The 19,986-nt window shown below is 57.7% G+C and carries 19 protein-coding genes; 8 read left to right on the plus strand and 11 right to left on the minus strand.

Features of this window, described 5'->3' with window-relative positions:
• Nucleotides 1-80: 80 nt before the first annotated feature.
• From cysQ to FPZ52_RS17485, 5 genes are all read left to right on the plus strand, one after another.
• Nucleotides 81-878 carry a 3'(2'),5'-bisphosphate nucleotidase CysQ gene (gene cysQ, locus FPZ52_RS17465; protein WP_146366880.1) on the plus strand — a complete coding sequence of 266 codons (798 nt, stop codon included), beginning with the start codon at nucleotides 81-83 and terminating at the stop codon, nucleotides 876-878.
• A gap of 11 nt (nucleotides 879-889) precedes the next feature.
• Complete coding sequence (locus FPZ52_RS17470) at nucleotides 890-1,696, plus strand: 3-deoxy-manno-octulosonate cytidylyltransferase (protein WP_146366881.1); 807 nt, start codon at nucleotides 890-892, stop codon at nucleotides 1,694-1,696.
• Nucleotides 1,697-1,886: 190 nt separating this feature from the next.
• The gene (galU, locus tag FPZ52_RS17475) at nucleotides 1,887-2,777 is read left to right on the plus strand and encodes a UTP--glucose-1-phosphate uridylyltransferase GalU (RefSeq protein WP_146366882.1); all 891 of its coding nucleotides are present in this window, start codon (nucleotides 1,887-1,889) and stop codon (nucleotides 2,775-2,777) included.
• 3 nt (nucleotides 2,778-2,780) lie between these two features.
• Nucleotides 2,781-3,644, plus strand: a complete 864-nt coding sequence (locus FPZ52_RS17480; protein ID WP_146366883.1) for an HAD-IIB family hydrolase — start codon at nucleotides 2,781-2,783, stop codon at nucleotides 3,642-3,644.
• A 10-nt stretch (nucleotides 3,645-3,654) separates the two neighbouring features.
• On the plus strand, nucleotides 3,655-4,875 hold the full coding sequence (locus FPZ52_RS17485; protein ID WP_146366884.1) for a glycosyltransferase family protein: 1,221 nt from the start codon (nucleotides 3,655-3,657) through the stop codon (nucleotides 4,873-4,875).
• On the opposite strand, the gene FPZ52_RS17490 is transcribed toward FPZ52_RS17485, so the two are convergent.
• A complete protein-coding gene (locus FPZ52_RS17490; protein WP_146366885.1) occupies nucleotides 4,868-6,616 on the minus strand; it encodes a sugar phosphorylase in 1,749 nt (582 codons plus the stop codon). The genes FPZ52_RS17485 and FPZ52_RS17490 overlap by 8 nt on opposite strands.
• A 256-nt stretch (nucleotides 6,617-6,872) precedes the next feature.
• Between FPZ52_RS17490 and FPZ52_RS17495 the strand changes: the two genes are divergently transcribed.
• Complete coding sequence (locus FPZ52_RS17495; protein WP_146366886.1) at nucleotides 6,873-8,141, plus strand: NAD(P)/FAD-dependent oxidoreductase; 1,269 nt, start codon at nucleotides 6,873-6,875, stop codon at nucleotides 8,139-8,141.
• Here FPZ52_RS17495 and amaB read toward each other — a convergent pair whose 3' ends face one another.
• A complete protein-coding gene (gene amaB, locus FPZ52_RS17500) occupies nucleotides 8,142-9,659 on the minus strand; it encodes an L-piperidine-6-carboxylate dehydrogenase (RefSeq protein ID WP_146366887.1) in 1,518 nt (505 codons plus the stop codon).
• Nucleotides 9,660-9,769: 110 nt separating this feature from the next.
• Here amaB and FPZ52_RS17505 point away from each other — a divergent pair, with 110 nt between their 5' ends.
• Nucleotides 9,770-10,663, plus strand: coding sequence for a LysR family transcriptional regulator (locus FPZ52_RS17505; protein ID WP_146366888.1), 894 nt, complete (start codon nucleotides 9,770-9,772; stop codon nucleotides 10,661-10,663).
• Here FPZ52_RS17505 and FPZ52_RS17510 read toward each other — a convergent pair.
• From FPZ52_RS17510 to FPZ52_RS17540, 7 genes are all read right to left on the minus strand, one after another.
• Nucleotides 10,648-11,265: a winged helix-turn-helix transcriptional regulator gene (locus FPZ52_RS17510; protein WP_146366889.1), complete on the minus strand. Its 618-nt coding sequence runs from the start codon at nucleotides 11,263-11,265 to the stop codon at nucleotides 10,648-10,650. The two genes, FPZ52_RS17505 and FPZ52_RS17510, sit on opposite strands and share 16 nt — an antisense overlap.
• Before the next feature lie 18 nt (nucleotides 11,266-11,283).
• Nucleotides 11,284-11,973, minus strand: coding sequence for a phosphate regulon transcriptional regulator PhoB (gene phoB / locus FPZ52_RS17515; protein ID WP_146366890.1), 690 nt, complete (start codon nucleotides 11,971-11,973; stop codon nucleotides 11,284-11,286).
• Nucleotides 11,974-11,981: 8 nt separating this feature from the next.
• Nucleotides 11,982-12,689, minus strand: a complete 708-nt coding sequence (gene phoU, locus FPZ52_RS17520) for a phosphate signaling complex protein PhoU (RefSeq protein WP_146366891.1) — start codon at nucleotides 12,687-12,689, stop codon at nucleotides 11,982-11,984.
• Nucleotides 12,690-12,700: 11 nt separating this feature from the next.
• The gene (gene pstB, locus FPZ52_RS17525; RefSeq protein ID WP_240804552.1) at nucleotides 12,701-13,489 is read right to left on the minus strand and encodes a phosphate ABC transporter ATP-binding protein PstB; all 789 of its coding nucleotides are present in this window, start codon (nucleotides 13,487-13,489) and stop codon (nucleotides 12,701-12,703) included.
• Nucleotides 13,490-13,511: 22 nt separating this feature from the next.
• Nucleotides 13,512-14,867, minus strand: a complete 1,356-nt coding sequence (gene pstA / locus FPZ52_RS17530) for a phosphate ABC transporter permease PstA (RefSeq protein ID WP_146366893.1) — start codon at nucleotides 14,865-14,867, stop codon at nucleotides 13,512-13,514.
• Entirely contained in the window at nucleotides 14,864-16,066 is a 1,203-nt protein-coding gene (pstC, locus tag FPZ52_RS17535; protein ID WP_146366894.1) for a phosphate ABC transporter permease subunit PstC, read from the minus strand. Before pstC ends, pstA begins: the two co-directional genes overlap by 4 nt.
• 71 nt (nucleotides 16,067-16,137) lie before the next feature.
• On the minus strand, nucleotides 16,138-17,181 hold the full coding sequence (locus tag FPZ52_RS17540; protein ID WP_146366895.1) for a substrate-binding domain-containing protein: 1,044 nt from the start codon (nucleotides 17,179-17,181) through the stop codon (nucleotides 16,138-16,140).
• A gap of 306 nt (nucleotides 17,182-17,487) precedes the next feature.
• On the opposite strand from FPZ52_RS17540, the gene FPZ52_RS19465 reads away from it, so the two are divergent.
• A complete protein-coding gene (locus FPZ52_RS19465; protein WP_276617466.1) occupies nucleotides 17,488-17,616 on the plus strand; it encodes a hypothetical protein in 129 nt (42 codons plus the stop codon).
• Between the two features lie 52 nt (nucleotides 17,617-17,668).
• On the opposite strand, the gene FPZ52_RS17545 is transcribed toward FPZ52_RS19465, so the two are convergent.
• Together FPZ52_RS17545 and FPZ52_RS17550 are read right to left on the minus strand one after the other, a co-directional pair.
• Nucleotides 17,669-18,298, minus strand: a complete 630-nt coding sequence (locus FPZ52_RS17545; RefSeq protein ID WP_146366896.1) for an ATP-binding cassette domain-containing protein — start codon at nucleotides 18,296-18,298, stop codon at nucleotides 17,669-17,671.
• On the minus strand, nucleotides 18,291-19,982 hold the full coding sequence (locus FPZ52_RS17550; RefSeq protein WP_338052833.1) for an ABC transporter permease: 1,692 nt from the start codon (nucleotides 19,980-19,982) through the stop codon (nucleotides 18,291-18,293). Before FPZ52_RS17550 ends, FPZ52_RS17545 begins: the two co-directional genes overlap by 8 nt.
• Nucleotides 19,983-19,986: the final 4 nt, after the last annotated feature.

The raw sequence follows: 19,986 nt of genomic DNA on the forward strand, positions 1-19,986 counted from the left end.
TCCGTATCCCTTTCAATATACGTGTCGTTCGGTGTAATGCACAGAACAACTATTTGCATCGGGTAGAGAGCGGGGAAATAATGGATTTCGACAAACTCGAAGAAGTGATGCGCCGTTTGGCACTCGAAGCGGGCGACATCATCATGGATATCTACAATTCTGATGATTTCGAAGTGCGTTCCAAATCCGATGAGAGCCCTGTGACCGAGGCTGACGAAGCCGCAGATCGCCATATTCACGCGGGTCTGAAAGGGGCCTTCCCGGATACGTTGATCGTAACGGAGGAGCAGGCTGCCTCGCATGGGTCGCAGGCCGAGAATTTCTTAATTGTTGATCCACTGGATGGCACCAAGGAGTTCGTGAAGCGCCGCGGCGACTTCACAGTCAACATCGCTTATGTGGAAAACGGAGTTCCGGTGCGCGGTGTTGTCTATGCTCCTGCGAAGGATCGGCTGTTCTACACAATGGATGATGGCAATTCGGTCGAAGAGCTCGGGCCTTTCGATAAGGACGAGGCGGGCGTTCTGACACCACTGAAGGTGCGTTCGCCCGACAATGAGGCACTGCTCGTGGTGGCTTCCAAAAGCCATCGGGATGCGGCGACGGACGACTATATCAATCGGTACAACGTGGCTGATATGAAAAGCGCGGGATCGTCGCTGAAGCTGTGTCTCGTCGCGTCTGGTGAAGCTGATCTATATCCTCGTCTTGGTCGTACGATGGAATGGGATACTGCGGCTGGTGATGCCGTGTTGCGCGGGGCAGGCGGTCAAATGATCCGTTTCGATGATCACGAGCCTTTCACCTATGGCAAAGAGCGCTATGAAAACCCCTTCTTCATCGCCTACGCGCCGGGCGTCGAACTGAAGAGCGCCTGAAAGGACTTGCCATGTCTGTAATGATTGTTATCCCCGCTCGCTACGCATCAACACGTTATCCCGGCAAGCCCTTGGTGCGGCTCAAGGCACCTGACGGGACGAACAAGACACTGATTGAACGGTCATGGGATGCGGCATGTGGGGTCACAGGGGTGGATCGAGTCGTCGTCGCCACCGATGACGACCGGATTCGCAGTGAGGCCGAGAATTTCGGGGCAGAAGTCTGTATGACGTCGCCCGAATGTGCGAACGGGACTGAGCGCTGCGCCGAAGTGTTGGACAAGATCGGCGGCGACGCGGAGGTCATCGTCAATTTGCAAGGGGATGCGCCTTTGACGCCCCATTGGTTTGTCGAAGATCTGATCGCGGGGTTGCGCTCAGACCCGGAGGCCGAGGTCGCTACGCCCGTGTTGCGCTGCGATGGTCGGGCGCTGAACGGTTTCCTGGAAGACCGCAGCGCTGGCCGGGTCGGCGGCACGACAGCGGTATTCTCGGCAGGTAAAAAGGCGCTCTATTTTTCCAAGGAGGTGGTGCCTTACACATCCATCAAATACGCCGACGATGACGAGACACCGGTATTCCATCATGTCGGTGTGTACGCCTATCGCCCCTCGGCCCTGTCGTCGTATCCGAGGCTCTCTGCGGGACCGCTGGAAAAACTGGAAGGGCTGGAGCAACTTCGGTTTCTGGAACATGGCCACCGGATTCTTTGCGTCGAGGTCAACGGGCGGGGTCGGCAATTCTGGGAACTGAACAACCCCGAAGATGTGCCAAAAATTGAGGCAATGTTGCGTGACATCGCGACTTCCGAAGAGTAAACTTGCTGGCTAGAAAATGTGCATCTGTGACAAGATCTGAATGATTTCATGACAGATCGCCAACCGCGGAAATTCTGTTACGTTTTCTTGTTCTGGTGACGGAACATTCGCGCGTCGGTAGTGTTAGATGAAGCGAGTGGTGCAGCAGGTCTGCAAACCGCTAAATGAAGACCTCAAGGGTGAAGGCCACATGAAGAGACAAGTCAGAAAAGCGATCTTCCCGGTTGCGGGGCTGGGAACACGATTCCTTCCTGCAACCAAGTCCATCCCGAAGGAAATCATGACGCTCGTAGACCGTCCGCTGATTCAATACGCGATCGATGAAGCGCGTGCTGCGGGTATTGAAGAGTTTATTTTCGTGACCTCGCGCGGCAAGTCGGCTCTGGAAGATTACTTCGACTCTGCGCCTCAACTCGAAGAATCCCTGCACAAGAAGGGAAAGACTGACCTGCTGGCCGAGTTGGAGAAATCGGACATGCCTAGCGGTGCCATCGCCTATGTGCGCCAACGCGAGCCAAAAGGTCTTGGTCATGCGGTTTGGTGCGGTCGCCGACTGTTGGGAGATGAGCCATTTGCGGTTCTGCTGCCCGATGACGTGATTGCAGCGGAAAAACCCTGTTTGCAACAAATGGTCGAAGCTTATCAGGACACCGGTGGCTGTATGGTCGCTGCGATGGAAGTGCCGCAGGACAAGACGTCTTCCTATGGTATTCTGGATGTATCTGAAGATGACGGGCGTCTGGCGCGCGTCAAGCGTATGGTCGAAAAGCCCAAGGCAGAGGACGCTCCGTCCAATCTTGCCGTGATCGGGCGCTATATCTTGAACCCCGCCGTGATGGATAATCTCGACAAGCACAAGACAGGTGCGGGCGGAGAAATCCAGTTGACCGACGCAATCGCGGAAGAAATCGATAAGTCTGGTGTCTACGGTCTGCGCTTTGATGGGCAACGTTATGATTGTGGGTCCAAGGCCGGCTTCCTGCAAGCAACCGTCGCGTTTGGCCTGTCCCGTCCTGATCTTCAGGACGAATTCGGGGAGTTTCTTCGAAGCTACTTTCCAGCACGAGCAGCCGCAGAATAATCCATGACAGTTGAGACGCCCGGCATTGCCGGGCGTTCTTCTATCGCTGGCGAAGAGGTCCCGAAAGATTTGCTGCCCTCGCAAGGACATACCATTCCAATCCTTGTGTTCTCTGATCTTGATGGAACGCTCATTGACCACCACAGCTATGATTTTTCGTCCGCACGCCCTGCATTGGATGCGTTGCGGGACTTGGGCGCGGGCGTCGTGCTCAGCAGCAGCAAGACAGCGGCGGAAATCGCGGTTATTCGGGAGGCTATGGGGCTAAGCAGTTGGCCTGCAATCGTCGAAAACGGGGCAGGTGTTCTGGAAGCTCGGGCGCAGCCTGATGACGACCAATGGGGTTACCAACGGCTCCGTAGTTTGCTGGATGCTCTGCCGGAAACGCTTCGATCACAGTTCATCGGTTTCGGGGATATGTCGGCCGAACAGCTTGTGGAAGCAACTGGCCTGACGGTCCCGGCAGCGAAGCTTGCCAAGCAGCGTAGTTATTCCGAACCAGGCCTGTGGACGGGCAAGAAAGAAGACCGGCAGGCTTTTCTGGATGCTCTTGCAGAGCACGGCGTCAGCGCGCGATCAGGCGGGCGGTTTCTTACATTGTCATTCGGCGGAACCAAGGCGGATCAGATGCTGGCGCTCATCCGCAGGTTTGACCCGTGTCACACAGTTGCGCTGGGTGACGCGCCGAATGATGTCGAGATGCTGGAAACGGCAGACCACGGCTTTGTCGTCGCCAACCCGGACTCGCCCGAGCTACCTGAGCTTGATGGCGAAACGGCCGGGCGCATTCAGCGAACGAAATTGGCTGGACCCGCCGGTTGGAACGCCGCCATACTGGAATTGTTGTATAAACTGGAACTGACCTAGGAGTGCAGACATGGCCGATTTTCATCAGAACGGGAACATCGCGACCATCCATAATCTGCGCACACGGTCAGTTGAAGAGCTCCATTACGAGTTGGAGACTTTTGCCCAGACCCGAAAGATTTCGCTGATCCTGCCTTGCCTGTTCTCGGAGTTGGAAGGCCCCGCCCTCAGTAACATCCTCAAGGAATTGTCCGAGGTTCCGTATCTGCATCGCATCATCATCGGTCTGGATCGTGCGACTGAGGAACAGTACCGATACGCGCGCGAATTTTTCTCGATTCTTCCGCAAAACCATATCGTGATCTGGAACGACAGCCCGCGAATGTTGGAACTCGGTGATCGGCTGGACACGATCGGGTTGGCACCGCAGGAGCCGGGCAAAGGGAAGAATGTCTGGTCCTGCCTGGGCTATCTGATTGCGTGCTCTGACAGTGCCATCATGGCGCTGCATGACTGCGATATTGTCACCTATGACAAAGAGATGTTGGCGCGCCTGGTCTATCCGGTCGCAAATCCGAATTTCTCCTACCAGATGGCAAAGGGCTATTACCCACGAGTTGGCGATGGGAAGCTGAACGGAAGAGTAACCCGTCTGCTTGTCAGCCCGCTTCTGGTGGCACTGAAAAAAGTCATCGGCGATCGCGAATACATCAGCTACCTGCACAGTTTCCGGTATCCATTATCGGGCGAATTCGCCATGCGTACTGCCATGTTGCCGGATCTGCGCGTGCCTTCGGATTGGGGGCTGGAAATCGGCGTGTTGTCGGAGGCGTGGCGCAACCTTGCCCCACGCGCGGTGTGCCAAGTGGAGATTTCCGATGCCTATGACCACAAGCATCAGGACTTGAGCGAGAACGACTCCAATGCCGGGCTAAGCCGCATGTCCACCGACATCTGCAAGGCAGTGTTCCGCAAACTTGCTGCCGATGGTACTGTGTTCACATCGCATGTTTTCCGAACGCTGAAGGCGACCTACTACCGCTGTGCGCTGGACATGCTGGAGGCCTACTACAACGACGCGAAAGCGAACGGCCTGCAGATCGACCGGCACAAGGAAGAAAAGACCATCGAGCTGTTCTCCGAGAACCTGATGCGGGCCGGTCAGAGTTTCTTGGAAAACCCGCATGAGGTGCCCTTCATCGCAACATGGAACCGCGTGCAGTCAGCCGATCCCAACTTTCTGGGCGATCTGAAGGCGGCGGCGTTGGCGGATCAGTCGGAGTTCACCTGACGCGGTTCGTGATCCAGCGGCATTGATAGGGGGAGAGCGTGAAAGGCTCGTCCGTGGCCTCGATTTTTTCGCCGTTCAGTATGTCGATCCAGTCCTCATCTTCGATCAGGTTTATGCTCCATGGTGCGATGAAAACCTCGTCGCCGCTGACATTGTGCAAGGCGAAAATGGACTGATCGCGGTCAAGGCTCTGTCGCCATAGGCCGAAGACCCTCTCGTCCAGAGCCAGCGTGAACTGCGTGGCGTTGGGATGAAATGCGGACTGCCGCGCGCGCAATTTGATCCTGCGCGACATCTCGGTCAGCACGATTGATTGGTCGGAGTGCTCTTCCGCCAGTAGTTCCAGCAAGGCCGGATAGTCCCATTTGTGGCGGTTGATCGCACGGCTCATCCCGCGATGCCTGACCTGTTCATGGTCGTTTGGCGTGGCCAGCAGCGAATGGATGTAAAAGGCCGGGATACCTTCCAGCGACATTACTATGGTTTGTGAGCAAAGGAAGCGGTCGATCTTTTTATCATCATCATCTTCAAACGTCCGCGTCATGGCGTCGAAAAAGGTGGTGTTCAGTTCGTAGGGCGATTGCGTCCCATCGGGCAGGGTACGCATCGACACTAGACCACCAATCTGTTGGACGGTCTCGATCATCTTCGTGATCTCGTCTTGCGGCAAAACGCCCTCGGCTGGTCGCATCCCGATCCCATCATGGCTGGCGGTGAAGTTCAGATACGCGCAACCAAGCTGGGCCGGAGGCATCCCGCTTTGCCATCGGTTCAGGTAGCGTGCGCTGCCGGACATCATCGCATGCAGGATCAGCGGTGGCAGCGGGAAGTTGTAGACCGCGTGCGCCTCGTTCCGGTTGCCGAAATAGCTGAGGTTTTCTGCCTTGGGCACATTGGTTTCTGTCAGCAGAATGATAGTCTCGGTGGTGAAATCGCAAAGCAGTCGCATTAGCCGCACGATGGCGTGTGTTTGCGGAAGGTGGATGGAGGGAGTCCCGAGTTCCTTCCAGATGAAGGCAACCGCATCCAGACGTAAAGTGCGAACACCATTGTCGATATGCAGCCGGATAACGCGCAGCATCTCCATTAGGACTTCGGGGTTCCGGAAGTTCAGATCTATCTGGTCGTGGCTGAAGGTGCACCAAACATGACGCGGGCCGGACGTGGTGTCTACCTTTCGTAACAATGGCGTTGTCCGGGGCCTGACGGTCGCGCTGAGGTCATCATCCGGCGCAGCCTCGAAGAAAAAGTGATCATAGGGTGCTTTGCCTTGACGATAGTCATTGAACCATTTGCCTTGGCTCGAAACATGGTTAAGCACCAGATCCGACATCAGGTGAAAATCCGCAGCGATCCGATTGATATCTGTCCATTCGCCGAGTTGCGGGTTCACCATCCGGTAGTCCGTGACCGCAAACCCGTCATCTGAAGTGTAGGGAAAAAACGGCAAAATGTGGACGCCGTTGACCACCCCCTTCAGATTGTTCAGCAGAAAGTCGTGCAGTAGGTCCAGCGGTTTGTGCTCACCGTCAACGATCGAGTTGCCATAGGTGATCAGCACCGCGTCATGTTCCGACCAAAGGTTGTTGCCGGGCATGCGTGACCGTTTACGCATATGGGTGCCGGCAGGCCAGAACGCCTCTATCACCTGCGCTGTCAGCGCGTCGGCGTCGTGGTCCGGATAGATGAAGCGAAGCAGCTCGGAAAGCTTATGGTGAAATGTCGGCGATACAGCAGTCATGTGAACATGATTGAGGAACTCCGTCGCAGATGAAAACCAGAAGCTGTTGAGACGCAGCCAAAAATGTCATGACGCTGCTGTGGGTGCTCGCGCCGTGAACGAAATTTGTGCAATGTCGGTGCGGCAGCAAGGATTTCAGGATCTACGGCGGTGTGAGTTCCCGTCTCGAAGACACATTGTTCCGTCAATCGCTGCTGGTCTTGAAACAGCCCACAAAGATCGGCAAGGATCTCGCAAAACAGGCAGGCAGGTAGACATGACGAACGAGTCGCTGAACCTTTGGGAATGTTCCTCGGGGGCGCAAGTGAGCACGGCAGAACTGACCCAAGACTTGACGGCTGATGTCGTGATCATCGGTGCTGGGTTCACAGGGCTAAGTGCGGCGCTGCATCTGGCGAAGGCGGGAGCATCTGTTTGTCTTCTTGAGGCCAGGACCATTGGGTTCGGCGGGTCTGGGCGCAATGTAGGGTTGGTGAATGCAGGTCTTTGGACGCCCCCGGACCAGATCTCGGAAACCATCGGCGCGCAACCAGCAGAGCGGTTGATTGGTCGGCTGGGAAATGCACCGGACTTGGTGTTTGGGCTGATTGACGAACACTCTATTGATTGTCAGGCGACGCAACGGGGGACGCTGCATTTGGCGCATGCGCCACGGGGCGTTCGTGACTTGCAATCGCGCCACGACCAGTTGGTGAAGCACGGCGCGCCGGTACGCATTCTGGACCGCTACGAGACCCGCGCACGGACAGGGAGCGAGGCATTCTTCGGAGCTTGTCTTGACCCCCGTGCCGGAACGGTTCAACCGCTTGCCTATGCCAAGGGGTTGGCCCGCGCAGCCATCAAGGCAGGCGCGCAGGTCTTTCAACACACACCTGCTTTGGACATCACGTCCGGAAACGACCATTGGCTCGTCAAGACGCGGAAACACCGTGTTGCAGCGCGACATCTGGTTCATGCGACGAATGCCTATGAGACGCGACCTTCTGATCGGGCGCGGTTCACTCCGGTTTTCTATTCTCAATTTGCAACCCGACCCTTGCCTGATGCTTTGCGTAAAGATGTGCTTCCAGGCGGTGAAGGGTGCTGGGATACGGCACTGGTGATGAGCTCGTTCCGGATGGATGCCCAAGGGCGACTGGTACTTGGGGGGATGGGACGGCTTGATGGCTCATGCGGTGCCGTTCACCATGGTTGGGCGCGCCGCAAGTTGCGTCTTTTGTTTCCGCGTTTGGGCGATGTCCCGTTCGAGTTCGAATGGTGCGGTCGCATTGCGATGACGGGCGACCACCTTCCGCGTATAGAGCGGATGGGCGAAAACGCGGTGTCCATTTATGGGTATAGTGGCCGAGGCATTGCGCCGGGAACGTTGTTCGGTAAATCGGTTGCAGACTGGATCATCACGGGGGACAAGGATGTGCTGCCGGTGGAGATGTCGCCGCCGCGATTTGAAAGCTGGCCGCGTGCAAAAGAGGCCTTCTTTGACATGGGCAGCGCCGCTGCCCATGTCGTTGCAGCACGGTTCTGATCAGTCGATGTCGAACACAACGCCCTGAGCAAGCGGCAGTTCGCGCGAATAGTTGATCGTGTTCGTGGCACGGCGCATATACGCTTTCCATGCATCCGACCCGCTTTCTCGACCGCCGCCGGTTTCTTTCTCGCCACCGAACGCGCCGCCGATTTCTGCGCCTGACGTGCCGATATTGACGTTCGCAATTCCGCAATCGGACCCGGCAGCGGACAGGAATTGTTCCATCTCACGTAAATCGGTCGTGAAGATCGCCGACGACAGCCCCGCCGCTACGGCATTATGATCTGCGATAGCTTCCTCCAGATCGGTGTAGCGCATGACGTAAAGGATTGGTGCGAAGGTTTCCTCGACCACGGGGCCGGTTTGCGACGGCATCTCCACGATCGCGGGTTTCACGTAGAACGCAGCGTCGGTTTCCACTTCCAACCGCTCGCCGCCATGCACCGTGCCGCCGGCATTTTTCGCGGCGCTCAGCGCCGACTGCATGCCGTCAAACGCGTCTTTGTCTATCAAGGGTCCAACCAGAACGTTCTCGGTCAGCGGATTGCCGACGGATACGGACGCGTAGGCCTTCTTGAGACGCGGGACCAGATCGTCGTATACATCGGCATGCACGAAGAGGCGGCGTGTCGTCGTGCAACGCTGTCCCGCTGTGCCCATCGCCCCGAACGCGACGGCACGCAGCGCCATGTCCAGATCGGCAGACGGCGTCACGATGCCCGCGTTGTTGCCGCCAAGTTCCAGAATGCAGCGACCGAAACGTTCGGCGACGCGGGGCCCGACGATACGCCCCATCCGGGTCGATCCAGTCGCGGACACTAGCGCGACCTGTGGATTATCGACCAGTGCCTGCCCTACATCAGCGGCACCGATTACCACCTGTGAAAGGTTCTCCGGCGCATCACCGAAGCGTTTGAGCGCGCGGTCCAGAATGGCTTGGCAGGCCAGCCCGGTAAGGGGCGTTTTCTCCGAGGGTTTCCACACCACGCTGTTGCCGCAAACGAGCGCGATTGCCGTGTTCCACGACCACACGGCGACCGGGAAGTTGAAGGCTGAAATCACGCCCACCACACCGAGGGGATGCCAGGTTTCCATCATGCGGTGCCCTGGACGTTCCGTGGCTATGGTCAGACCGTAGAGTTGACGAGACAGACCGACCGCAAAGTCGCAGATGTCAATCATTTCCTGTACTTCGCCCGCGCCCTCAGACGGGCTTTTGCCAGCTTCGATGGACACGAGGCGTCCCAGATCATCCTTGGCGGCGCGCAACTCTTCTCCGAACAGCCGCACCAACTCGCCGCGCTTGGGGGCGGGCGTCGTGCGCCAAGCCAAAAACGCTGCATGCGCCTTTGCGATTGAGGTTGCGGTGCTATCCGCGGTGTCGGGTGTGACTGATGCAACGGCCTCACCGGTGACGGGGCTGAAGCTGTCCATGGAGCCGTCGGTGTAGCGTGTGGCAGTGACCCCGAAACGGGAAAGAATTTCGTGGGCGTCTGACTTGAGAGATTGCGGCATGTAGGGTCCTTTCAACGCAGTTGCGTTTCGCGATGGTTTTGTTGATGCCCGTAGCATATTACTTGGGACAGTAAACGCGATGATTTCTATTCAGTTGATGCGAAAACGACATGAAGTTGAGCCGAAGCCTTCTTCCCGATGCAACCACGCTGCAAGCATTTGAGGCTGCCGCGCGTTATGGCAGCTTCACACAAGCGGCCGGAGAGTTGAGCCTTACCCAAAGTGCGGTCAGCCGTCAGGTCAAGGAATTGGAGACCCGCCTCGGCGTACAGTTGTTTGATAGAGTCCGGCAGCGCGTTGTCTTGTCAGAAAACGGCCACCGTTTGCTGCCTGAAGCGCGGAGAATACTAGCCCAGATCGAAGAAATGACCATGCATGCCATGGGTGCGCAGGATATGTCAGCGGTGCTGACAGTCGCGACCTTACCAACATTTGGTGAGCGTTGGCTTACCCCGCGCCTGGCCGACTTCCTGACACGACATCCTGGCACACAATTGCGTGTCGCCGCACGCGTTGCACCGTTTGATTTCGATGCCGAACGCTTCGACATAGCCATCCATTACGGGCAACCTGTCTGGCCCAAAGCCGTGTGTCGCTATTTGTGCAGTGAAGCCGTCGTGCCCGTTGCTGGTGCCGCCGCCTTGGGCGGTCCGTCCCTTGACGCCGACGTGTTCGCGCAGCTGCCTCTGCTGCATCTCGATACGCGACCCAAGCTGTGGGCGGAATGGTTCGCCGTACACGAGATGGAGGTCGACAATGCCTATCGAGGTCATCGCTTCGGCCAATTCTCTATGCTCATCGAGGCCGTGGCGAGTGGTATGGGGATCGGCCTTATTCCGCGCTACCTGATCGAAAAAGAACTAGGCGATGGGCGTCTGACGATTATTCAGGACAACCCCATGAACACGGATCTCGCGTATTACTCCGTGCTGCCCGAAGGACGTACGGATAACGCGTTGGCCTTGGCGTTTCAGGAATGGTTGGAGGCTCAGGTCAGCCGGTAGCCTTTGCCACGGACGGTTGTGATTGGATCGGGATTGCCGTGCTGCACAAGCGCTCGGCGTAGTCTTGCGACATAGGCATCGACAGTGCGTGGTTCATGCGTTGCGCCTTCGCCCCAGACGCGCTGCAGAAGGTGCTCACGGCTCCAGACGCGGTCGGGATCATCCAGCATGGCACCGAGCAGGCAGAACTCGCTTACACCCAAAGGAACTGGATTGCCCAGAATTTCAGCCCGCATTGCACCGTTGTCGAGCGAGAGAAATCCATGCGCAGATCCGCCCGTCAATACGCCAGGGCGTTCGCGGCGGAGTACAGCGCGAAGGTGACGCAGAGCCTCCGACGGGTCGCTGTCAGCCTCATCAATAGTCGTGACGGGAATTTTCCGACGGCGCGATGCATTCTCGACGGGGACTGGAACAGTGCCGTTCACACCGATTATCGCCGGGCGGTCACACCTGATCGCAGTTAGCGCTAGGTCTGTACTTCTCGCGGAGTAGCTCTCAAACCCCCAACGATGCGCGTTGCGCATGAGCGCGGCCATCCTATCCGTTGCATCAACAACCAGCAGTCGTGCCGGTGTTTCGGTGAACGGAGTTTCGTGCATCGCCGTGACCCCGCCGGATTATCCCAATGCGTATCCTGCCCCGCGAACCGTCCGGACCGGATCATTCCCGCCATGCCTGCACAGCGCCTTGCGCAATCGCCCAATATGCACGTCTACTGTCCGCGTGTCGACGTAGATGTCACGCCCCCAGACACGATCCAGGAGTTGTTCACGGCTCCAAACGCGACCGGGCTTCTCCATGAAGGTGCTCAGCAAGCGGAACTCGGTGGGTCCGAGCTTAAGCTCCTCACCGTCGCGGGATACTTTATGAGTTTCTGAATCAAGAATTATTCCGTTAAATTCCAGCCGTTCACCGACCGTCGCCGGGCGGCTGCGACGCAGTTGGCTTCTTACGCGCGCCATCAACTCGATGATGGAATAAGGCTTTACCACGTAGTCGTCCGCCCCGGTTTCCAGTCCGCGAACCTTGTCCACCTCTTCCGAGCGGGCCGACAGCATGATCACCGGCGTCGCGCGGGTTTCTGGTTTCATCTTGATCCGACGGCAGATTTCGATGCCGGAGACACCGGGCAACATCCAGTCAAGGATAATGACATCGGGCTGGGTTTCCTCGATCAGCAGCAGGGCCTCATCCCCGGTTTCAGCCTTGTGGACGAGAAACCCTTCTGCTTCGAGGTTGTAGGACAGGACTTCGCGCTGAGCGGGTTCGTCCTCAACGACCAGTACGTTAGGTTGTTCGCTTGCCATTCGATATATCAGCCCTTAGGGGCGGTATCCGTCACATCTACCTTGGGTCGGTCTTCATCGGGAAGTTCGCCGGACACGCGATAGATGGTCTGTTCCGCTATTCCAGTTGCATGATCGCCGATGCGTTCAAGGTTTTTTGCGATGAAGTGCAGATGCATGCAGGCGGTGATGGTGCTCTGGTCCTCCATCATATGAGTCAGTAGCGACCGGAAGATGGTGTTGTAGGTCTCGTCTGCTTCTTCGTCGCGACGGATGATCGCTTCGGCTGCAGCCACGTCGCGTTGGATATAGGCGTCCAGCGCGTCCGAAACCATTTTTTCGATAAAGCCGCTGAAGTTGCGCAGCATCGCGAATGCGCCCGCAATTTCTGTTGACTCTGCGATAAGTGGTGTGCGTTTGGCGATATTCTTGGCCAGGTCGCCGCAGCGTTCCAGTTGTGCGCCGATCGTCATGACCGACAGGATTGTGCGCAGATCGATCGCCGTCGGAGCGCGAAGCGCGATGACGCGGGCCGTCTCATGCTTGATTTCTTCTTCAAGCGCGTCGATGGCTTTGTCACCCAGCCGGGTCTTTTCAGCCAGTTCCAGATCGCTTGTTTCCAGCGCGGTAACAGACGTTCGGATGGCCTCTTCGACCATTGCGCCCATCTTGACCATCAGACCCTGAATGGTTTGCAGGTCGCGGTCGAACGCGGACATGATGTGTTGTTCGCTCATATCGATCTCCGTCAGCCGATTTTACCGGTGATGTAGGACTCCGTCCGGCTGTCTTTGGGGTTCGTGAAAATCGTGTCCGTGTCGTCATATTCGACCAGGTTTCCGAGGTGGAAGAACGCGGTCTTTTGACTGACCCGCGCAGCTTGCTGCATGGAGTGGGTCACGATGATGACCGTGTATTCGGTGCGCAATTCGTCGATCAGTTCCTCGACCTGAGCCGTAGCGATCGGATCCAAGGCTGAACAGGGCTCATCCATGAGCAGTACTTCGGGTTCTGTCGCAACGGCGCGTGCGATGCACAGGCGTTGCTGCTGACCGCCCGACAGGCCAGTGCCAGGGGCGTGCAGGCGATCCTTCACCTCGTCCCAGATCGCGCCACGACGCAGGGATTTCTCGACGATCACATCCAGATCCGCCTTGTTCGTGGCCAGACCATGAATGCGGGGGCCATAGGCGATGTTGTCGTAGATTGACTTGGGGAAAGGGTTGGGCTTTTGGAACACCATCCCGACACGGGCGCGAAGTTGCACCGGATCGACCCTCGAATCGTAGATGTCTTCATCGTCCAGCCGGATGTCGCCCTCAACGCGGCAGATGTCGATGGTGTCGTTCATGCGGTTCAGGCAGCGTAGGAAAGTCGATTTTCCGCAGCCTGACGGACCGATGAACGCTGTCACGGTGCGTTCCTTAAGCTCGACGCTTACGTCTTTGATGGCGCGACTGTCGCCGTAATAGACCTGCACATTGCTGGCCCGGAATTTGATGTCTTTGTCGTCCACGGCGCGTTCCACTGTTGTCATGTCGTTCATGTGAGGACTCCTGTTACCAGCGGCGCTCGAACCGGCGGCGCAGGATTACCGCGATCAGGTTCATGGCCAGCAGGAATATGAGCAAGACGATAATTGCCCCCGAGGCCCGTTCAACAAAGGCGGGATCGGCGCGTTGGGTGAAGTTGTAGACCTGAACTGGCAGGCCTGTGGCAGGCTCGAAAAAGCCTTCCGGTGGCGCCGAAGGGTATTCCTTGACGAACGCAACCATCCCGATCAGCAGAAGTGGTGCCGTTTCGCCAAGCGCCTGTGCCAGGCCGATGATTGTGCCTGTCAGGATGCCTGGCATTGCCAGCGGCAGGACGTGATGGAACACGGTCTGCATTTTGGAGGCACCGACGCCAAGCGCTGCGTCACGAATGGATGGGGGTACCGACTTCAACGCGGCGCGGGTCGAGATGATGATCGTCGGGAGTGTCATCAGCGTCAGTACCAAGCCGCCGACAATCGGCGCAGAGTTGGGTAGCCCCATGTAGTTGATGAAGATAGCGAGGCCCAGAATGCCGAAAACGATCGATGGAACGGCGGCTAGGTTGGAGATATTTACCTCGATCACGTCAGTCAGCCAGTTTTTCTTGGCAAACTCTTCCAGATAGATCGACGCGGCGACACCAATGGGCAGCGCAAGGCACAGCACGATCAGCATCATGTATGCGGACCCGATGATCGCGACGCCAAGGCCTGCTGCCTCAGGGCGGTTCTCGGAGGCGTCTGCATTGGTAAAGAAATCCCAGTTGAACCGTTTTTCCATCCGGCCGCTTTCGACCATCGCGTCTGCAGCGCGCAACTGCGCTGGGTCGACGCGGCTGTCGAGTTCCGCGGAGGCCATCGTCACCTTGCCCTTGAGGTATTGGTCAATACGCGCATTGGCAAGAAACTCGAACTCGACAGTATTGCCGATTTCATCGGGGTGGCTAATGACGAAATTCCTCAGCTGGGCGGTGGCCTCTTCCGACACCATTCCGGCAAGCATTTCCTCCGTAAGTTCCGGGGCCGGACCCGCCTGCATCTCGGTCGCCAACTCGGCAAGGGAGGACTGAATCAGCGGCTGGTACGAGAAAGTCAGAACTTTGCGGATATCGTCCGGGTCGCGATTGCCTTCAGGATCCAACGCTTCTGGATCAAGATAAATCTCGGCGTTGATGAAAGTCTGCGTGAAGGATGGCAAGCCCGAGGACAGGATCGAGATCAGCAACAGGATAAGGGCGATGACGCCCGTGGCAACGGCTGCGACACCGTACATTCGGAACCGGCGTTCGCCTGCGTTCCGCTTCCTGGTCCGCTCGTCGAGGGTCAGAAGAGAGGAATGCGATCTTGAAGGCGAAGAGGCTGGGGCGGTCATGTCGGTCATTCGTACTGCTCCCGGTATTTGCGCACGATGTAGAGGGCAAGTACGTTCAAGCCCAACGTAAGGACAAAAAGAGTAATTCCCAGCGCAAAGGCGACCAGTGTTTCCGGGGAATTGAAGTCGGTGTCACCAGTAAGTTGCGACACGATCTTTACCGTAACGGTGGTCATCGCTTCGAACGGGTTCAGTGACAGCCTGGCAGCTGCGCCGGCCCCCAAGACAACAATCATGGTTTCACCGATCGCGCGCGATGCGGCGAGCAGTATAGCGCCAACAATGCCTGGGAGGGCGGCCGGGACGACGACTTGGCGGATCGTTTCGGATTGCGTGGCCCCAAGCCCATAGGAGCCGTCGCGCATCGCCTGTGGTACCGCGTTGATGATATCGTCGGACAGCGATGAGACGAACGGAATCAGCATCACCCCCATCACCAGGCCTGCCGTCATGACGGAAGCGGAACTGTTTCCTAAACCCAACGGTTCCGCGAAGTAGTCACGCAGGAAAGGGCCAACGGTGATCAAAGCGAACAGGCCATAAACGATTGTCGGGATACCGGCGAGAATCTCAATTGCGGGCTTCGCGAAGGATCGCACCCTCGAACTCGCGTATTCCGACAGGTAGATGGCAGCAAACAAGCCGATCGGGACCGCCACGGCCAGCGCGATAAGACTGATATAGAGCGTCCCCCAAAGAAGCGGCAGGATGCCGAGATCACTGTCCCCGCGGAAGTTTGGTGCCCAGTTGGCACCGAAGAAGAACTCGGTCCAGGAGTATTGCTGAAAGAAGCGGATCGTTTCGAACAGCATGGATAGGACGATACCCACGGTCGTCAGAATCGCGATGGAGGACGCGGTAATCAACAGTGCCTTTATCATGGCTTCTACAGAATTGCGCGCGCGGAAATCCTTGTCGATGCGTGAATAGGACCAGAACAATGCCAACGCTGCCGCGCCGAGCGACAGGACGGGAGCGATAAAAGGTCCGACTTCAAGATCGAGGAACGAGTTCAGAAACGACCAAAGGATCAGAACGACAATTCCCGCCAGGAGAGTGGCAAGAGCGACGTTCCAACCATGAAAGCTGATGAGGGAGTGCATAAGACGCTCGTCACCTGCCGTGACTCCGGCTGCCTTGCGACGCCCAAGTATAAATCCCGCGGCGCTTAGCGCGAGCAGGACGAAAAAGAGGATAACTCCGGACATATCGCTCACTTGTTATTGTCGGGGAGCTGGGATGAGGGCGGGCCAAAGCCCGCCCCCACGGAAGGGAAGTCTTAGTTGGTGGCCGGAGCCATGGCGTCTTCGTTCGCGATCTGCTCTTGAGTCTGAGCAAGTTCCGGATCGGACACCAGACCGTAATTGGCAAGCGGGCCGTTCGGGCCGGCAACGGCGTCAGACACGAAGAATTCCGCGTACTCTTTCAGGCCGGGAACCTCGCCGATATGCGCCTTCTTAACGTAGAAGTAGAGCGGGCGGGAAACCGGGTATTCACCGGACGCGATGGTTTCGGTGGAAGGCTCGATGCCGCCCATCGTTGCCACTTTCAGCTTGTCGGTGTTGTTCTCGTAGAACGCCAGGCCGAATACGCCAATGCCATCGGGGTTGGATGCGATGCGCGACAGCGTTTCGGTGTAGTCACCATCGATGTCGACAGCCACACCGTCCGTACGAACCGCCATGCATGCGCCTTCCGCGTCGTCTTCGGACAGGCCGGTTTCGACCAGAGCCTCGAGTGCGCCAGAGGTTTCACAACCGCCGAGAAGAACTTTTTCTTCGAAGACTTCACGTGTGCCGTGCTTGGTGCCCGGGATAAAGGCCTGGATTGCGACGTCGGGCAGCGAGGAGTCGATTTCGGCCCATGTGGTGTACGGGTTGTCGACCAGAGCGCCATCCTGAACGATCTGGGCTGCCATCGCCATGTACCACTGCTCTTCGGTGAAGGCGGTGAACTCGGGGCCGTTGATGTCGCTGGCAAAGACAATGCCGTCATAACCGATGCGAACTTCGATGATTTCTTCAACGCCATTGGCGGCGCAAGTTTCTACTTCGCCATCGCGGATCTTGCGGGATGCGTTAGCGACGTCGATGGTGTTTTCTCCAACGCCTTCGCAGAACTTTTTCAGACCAGCGGAAGAGCCGCCGGATTCAACGACGGGGGCCGGAAAGTCGAAGTTCTCGCCGAAAGCCTCGGCTACGATCGACGCGTAAGGCAGGACGGTGGAAGAACCGGCAACCTGAACCTGATCGCGGGCTGCTGCGGTGGTAGCGGAAACAGCGGACAGCGCCAGAACGGAGGCGGTCATTTTGATGTAGGACATTTCAGCTCCTGGAATCAATTTGTGACGGTCGCGGCAGGACGACCTCAGCGCTGCTCTACGCAGCTTCTGTGACGCGAATGTAAAATAAATGTAACAGATTTATGAAATGCGCGGAAATTCGGCTTTTCGTAACGGCAGGTGGCCCGGAACCCATTTCCAGCATCGAAGAAACTGTAAGCCGCAAGCGAATGATATCGCACCTTAAACTTGACCTGGCCCGTAATCGGATCGGGTCGGCTCCAATGCGGGGTCGCCGCAGCCGAATGTCGGCACCCGGAAAACATCATAATACGGAGGATGTAGAATATGACGAAACTGGCTTGGTCTATTCTGTCCTTGGCGTTGGCGGTTTCTGTCGTGGATGATGCGGACCCGATGGGCCTCGTTACCTTAACGGAAGCGGGGATGGTGGCTTGTCCAGTTGAATTGACCTAGGTGGATTTGGTTGATCATCCGGGTAGCATTCAGGTCGATGCGAATCGCGGATCTAGCCCAGCCGGACGATCCTTCCTCCCGCGGCCTGCGCGTCTTCCGGGTCATGAGTGACCAGTAGAACTGGCAGATTCCGGGTGCGGCTGAAGACCAGATCCCGCATTTGCTGTCGTAGTATGGTGTCGAGACGTGAAAACGGCTCATCCAGCAACAGCGCTTGAGGTTTGGAGAGCAGCACGCGCGCCAAAGCGACACGTTGACGTTGACCACCCGAAAGCGTCGCAGGGTCGCGATCATAGAACCCTGTCAGGCCGATATCATTTAGCGCCCGGTTAACCTCTGCCTGACGCGTGGCGCGGCCCTCGATGTTCGATGTCAGTCCGAAGGCGAGATTCCCGCCGACCGAGAGATGAGGAAACAGCAGATCATCCTGAAACAGGATACCAATACGACGCGCTTCGGTCGGAAGCATCGTGATGTCACGGCTATTCAGGATGATCCGACCTCGAAAAGGTATTTCTTGAGGCAAGGCACCGATCAACGCCGACAGGATAGTTGATTTTCCTGAACCGGACGGCCCCATCAGGCTCAGGACTTCGCCGGGTCGGATTGCGTCGTTCAGCCGAATTTGTCGTCGGTCGGGCAGGGTGATCGAGACGTGTTCCAGCCGGAGTCCTTCAGCCATGCGCTAGACCCCGACGGTTCCGCCACATGGCGCGAGGAAGCAGGGTGGCCAGCGCGAAGGGCAGCATCGCGCTGGCTGTCAATGCCAGGCCATAGGCCCCGATCGCGCGCCGGTCGCTGCCCGATGCCAGAGCCACCGCCTCTGTCGTTAAGGTCGTCACACGCCCGCCGCCGGTCAGTAGCGTGGGAAGATATTGGCCGATTGACACAGCGAAACCGACCGCAGTCGCGGTTAGGATCGGCCGCAGAAGCATGGGCAGGCGTAACCTCCACAAGGTGGTATCCGGTCCGTGCCCAAGAGATGCCCCAACTGTTGCGAAGCGTTCATCCCAGTTTCGGAACGGATCACCTAGTGACAGAAATACATAGGGCAGAACGAAGACGATATGTGCGCAGATCACGGCTTTGGTGCCAGAGGTCGCCCCGAGTTGTAGAAATAGCATCTGTAATCCGGGCAGAAAGCTGACCTGGGGCACGATCAGGGGTATGTAGAGCAACCACCAGCTATAGCGGCGCATGCGCAGATTGAAGCGGTGCTCGGCCTCCAGGCATCCGATAGACAGGGTCAGCGAGATGAGGCTTGCGCAGGCCGCGATTTGCAGGGTTTCAGTTGCGGTGTCGCGCAAGGCTGGCAGGTGGCGTTCCCAGTTCTTGAAAGTGAATTTCTGCGGCAACGCGTCGGGGAAGGTCCATAGTCCAGCGAATGACCAGATCGTCAAAACAGCCAGACCCAGCCCGATGATGAAGGCCGATCCGCCGCCGAGTGCAAAAGCGAGCATTCGCAGCGATCCGCTGTCGCGTCCGCGTGTGCCTTTTTCTATCCACCTGGTGCCGAGCGAAGCGACGATGCGTTCACTTGCGCGCCATGTGAACAAAACTCCTGCCACCAGTCCCAACTGCCAGACCGCCCCGGCTGCGGCGATGCTGTGGCGCATGAGGGTCGGATCAGACAGCCAGTCAAGGATTTGCACGGAAAGCGTTGGTGGTGTCGTTGGACCAAGAATCGTTGCGACATCGACCACCGTCATGGAATAAGCCAGCACGACATACACAGGCAGCCGGATTTGCATGTATACGCGCGGGAATATCAGCTTTAACCACGCGATGTGCCGGCTGTATCCCATGCTGCGGGCGGCGCGGATTGTGGGACCAGCGTTGATCTGGTTCAGTGCAGCCAGCGTCATCAGGATCAGGAAAGGGATTTCCTTGACGATCAGGCCGAGCGTCAAGCTCAGTCCCATTGGATCGTTCAAGACCAGCACGTCGGGCGGGCTGTCCCAGCCCGTTATCCAGGGCGAGACAAGCCGCACAATCCACCCCGACGGGGCGATAAGGAAGGCCAGTGCGAAGGCTGCCGTCGCGTGCGGCAGGGACAGAAGGGGTGACAACACACGTTCCAGCCAGTTGAAGGCGCGGGTACCCTGCCAGCAGGCGCAGACCATGACCACGACGGTCAGGGCGAAGAGCGTTGCCGCCAACCCGACAAAGACGCTCAGGTAGGAGGCGCGCGCCAGCCCGGGCCATGCAAACAGATCGGCAAAGGCGTCGGTGGTGAGCTGAGTCATTCCCAGTGCGGGCATCCACCCGAAAGCGGGCAGCAGCACACCGATCAGCCCGGCCACAACCGGGCCAAGCATCGCAAGCAGCGTCGCGCCGGGCAAAAGGCGCAATATGCGATTATTCAAGCGG

Source organism: Qingshengfaniella alkalisoli (genome assembly GCF_007855645.1).
Taxonomy (GTDB): domain Bacteria; phylum Pseudomonadota; class Alphaproteobacteria; order Rhodobacterales; family Rhodobacteraceae; genus Qingshengfaniella; species Qingshengfaniella alkalisoli.

Coding starts and splice junctions, on each gene's coding strand:
- FPZ52_RS17495 (WP_146366886.1), top strand. CDS start 6,873: ATGACGAACGAGTCGCTGAACCTTTGGGAATGTTCCTCGGGGGCGCAA.
- FPZ52_RS17510 (WP_146366889.1), bottom strand. CDS start 11,265: ATGCACGAAACTCCGTTCACCGAAACACCGGCACGACTGCTGGTTGTT.
- cysQ (WP_146366880.1), top strand. CDS start 81: ATGGATTTCGACAAACTCGAAGAAGTGATGCGCCGTTTGGCACTCGAA.
- FPZ52_RS17490 (WP_146366885.1), bottom strand. CDS start 6,616: ATGACTGCTGTATCGCCGACATTTCACCATAAGCTTTCCGAGCTGCTT.
- pstA (WP_146366893.1), bottom strand. CDS start 14,867: ATGACCGACATGACCGCCCCAGCCTCTTCGCCTTCAAGATCGCATTCC.
- amaB (WP_146366887.1), bottom strand. CDS start 9,659: ATGCCGCAATCTCTCAAGTCAGACGCCCACGAAATTCTTTCCCGTTTC.
- FPZ52_RS17480 (WP_146366883.1), top strand. CDS start 2,781: ATGACAGTTGAGACGCCCGGCATTGCCGGGCGTTCTTCTATCGCTGGC.
- FPZ52_RS17540 (WP_146366895.1), bottom strand. CDS start 17,181: ATGTCCTACATCAAAATGACCGCCTCCGTTCTGGCGCTGTCCGCTGTT.
- FPZ52_RS19465 (WP_276617466.1), top strand. CDS start 17,488: ATGACGAAACTGGCTTGGTCTATTCTGTCCTTGGCGTTGGCGGTTTCT.
- phoB (WP_146366890.1), bottom strand. CDS start 11,973: ATGGCAAGCGAACAACCTAACGTACTGGTCGTTGAGGACGAACCCGCT.
- pstC (WP_146366894.1), bottom strand. CDS start 16,066: ATGTCCGGAGTTATCCTCTTTTTCGTCCTGCTCGCGCTAAGCGCCGCG.
- FPZ52_RS17505 (WP_146366888.1), top strand. CDS start 9,770: ATGAAGTTGAGCCGAAGCCTTCTTCCCGATGCAACCACGCTGCAAGCA.
- FPZ52_RS17470 (WP_146366881.1), top strand. CDS start 890: ATGTCTGTAATGATTGTTATCCCCGCTCGCTACGCATCAACACGTTAT.
- pstB (WP_240804552.1), bottom strand. CDS start 13,489: ATGACAACAGTGGAACGCGCCGTGGACGACAAAGACATCAAATTCCGG.
- FPZ52_RS17485 (WP_146366884.1), top strand. CDS start 3,655: ATGGCCGATTTTCATCAGAACGGGAACATCGCGACCATCCATAATCTG.
- galU (WP_146366882.1), top strand. CDS start 1,887: ATGAAGAGACAAGTCAGAAAAGCGATCTTCCCGGTTGCGGGGCTGGGA.
- phoU (WP_146366891.1), bottom strand. CDS start 12,689: ATGAGCGAACAACACATCATGTCCGCGTTCGACCGCGACCTGCAAACC.
- FPZ52_RS17545 (WP_146366896.1), bottom strand. CDS start 18,298: ATGGCTGAAGGACTCCGGCTGGAACACGTCTCGATCACCCTGCCCGAC.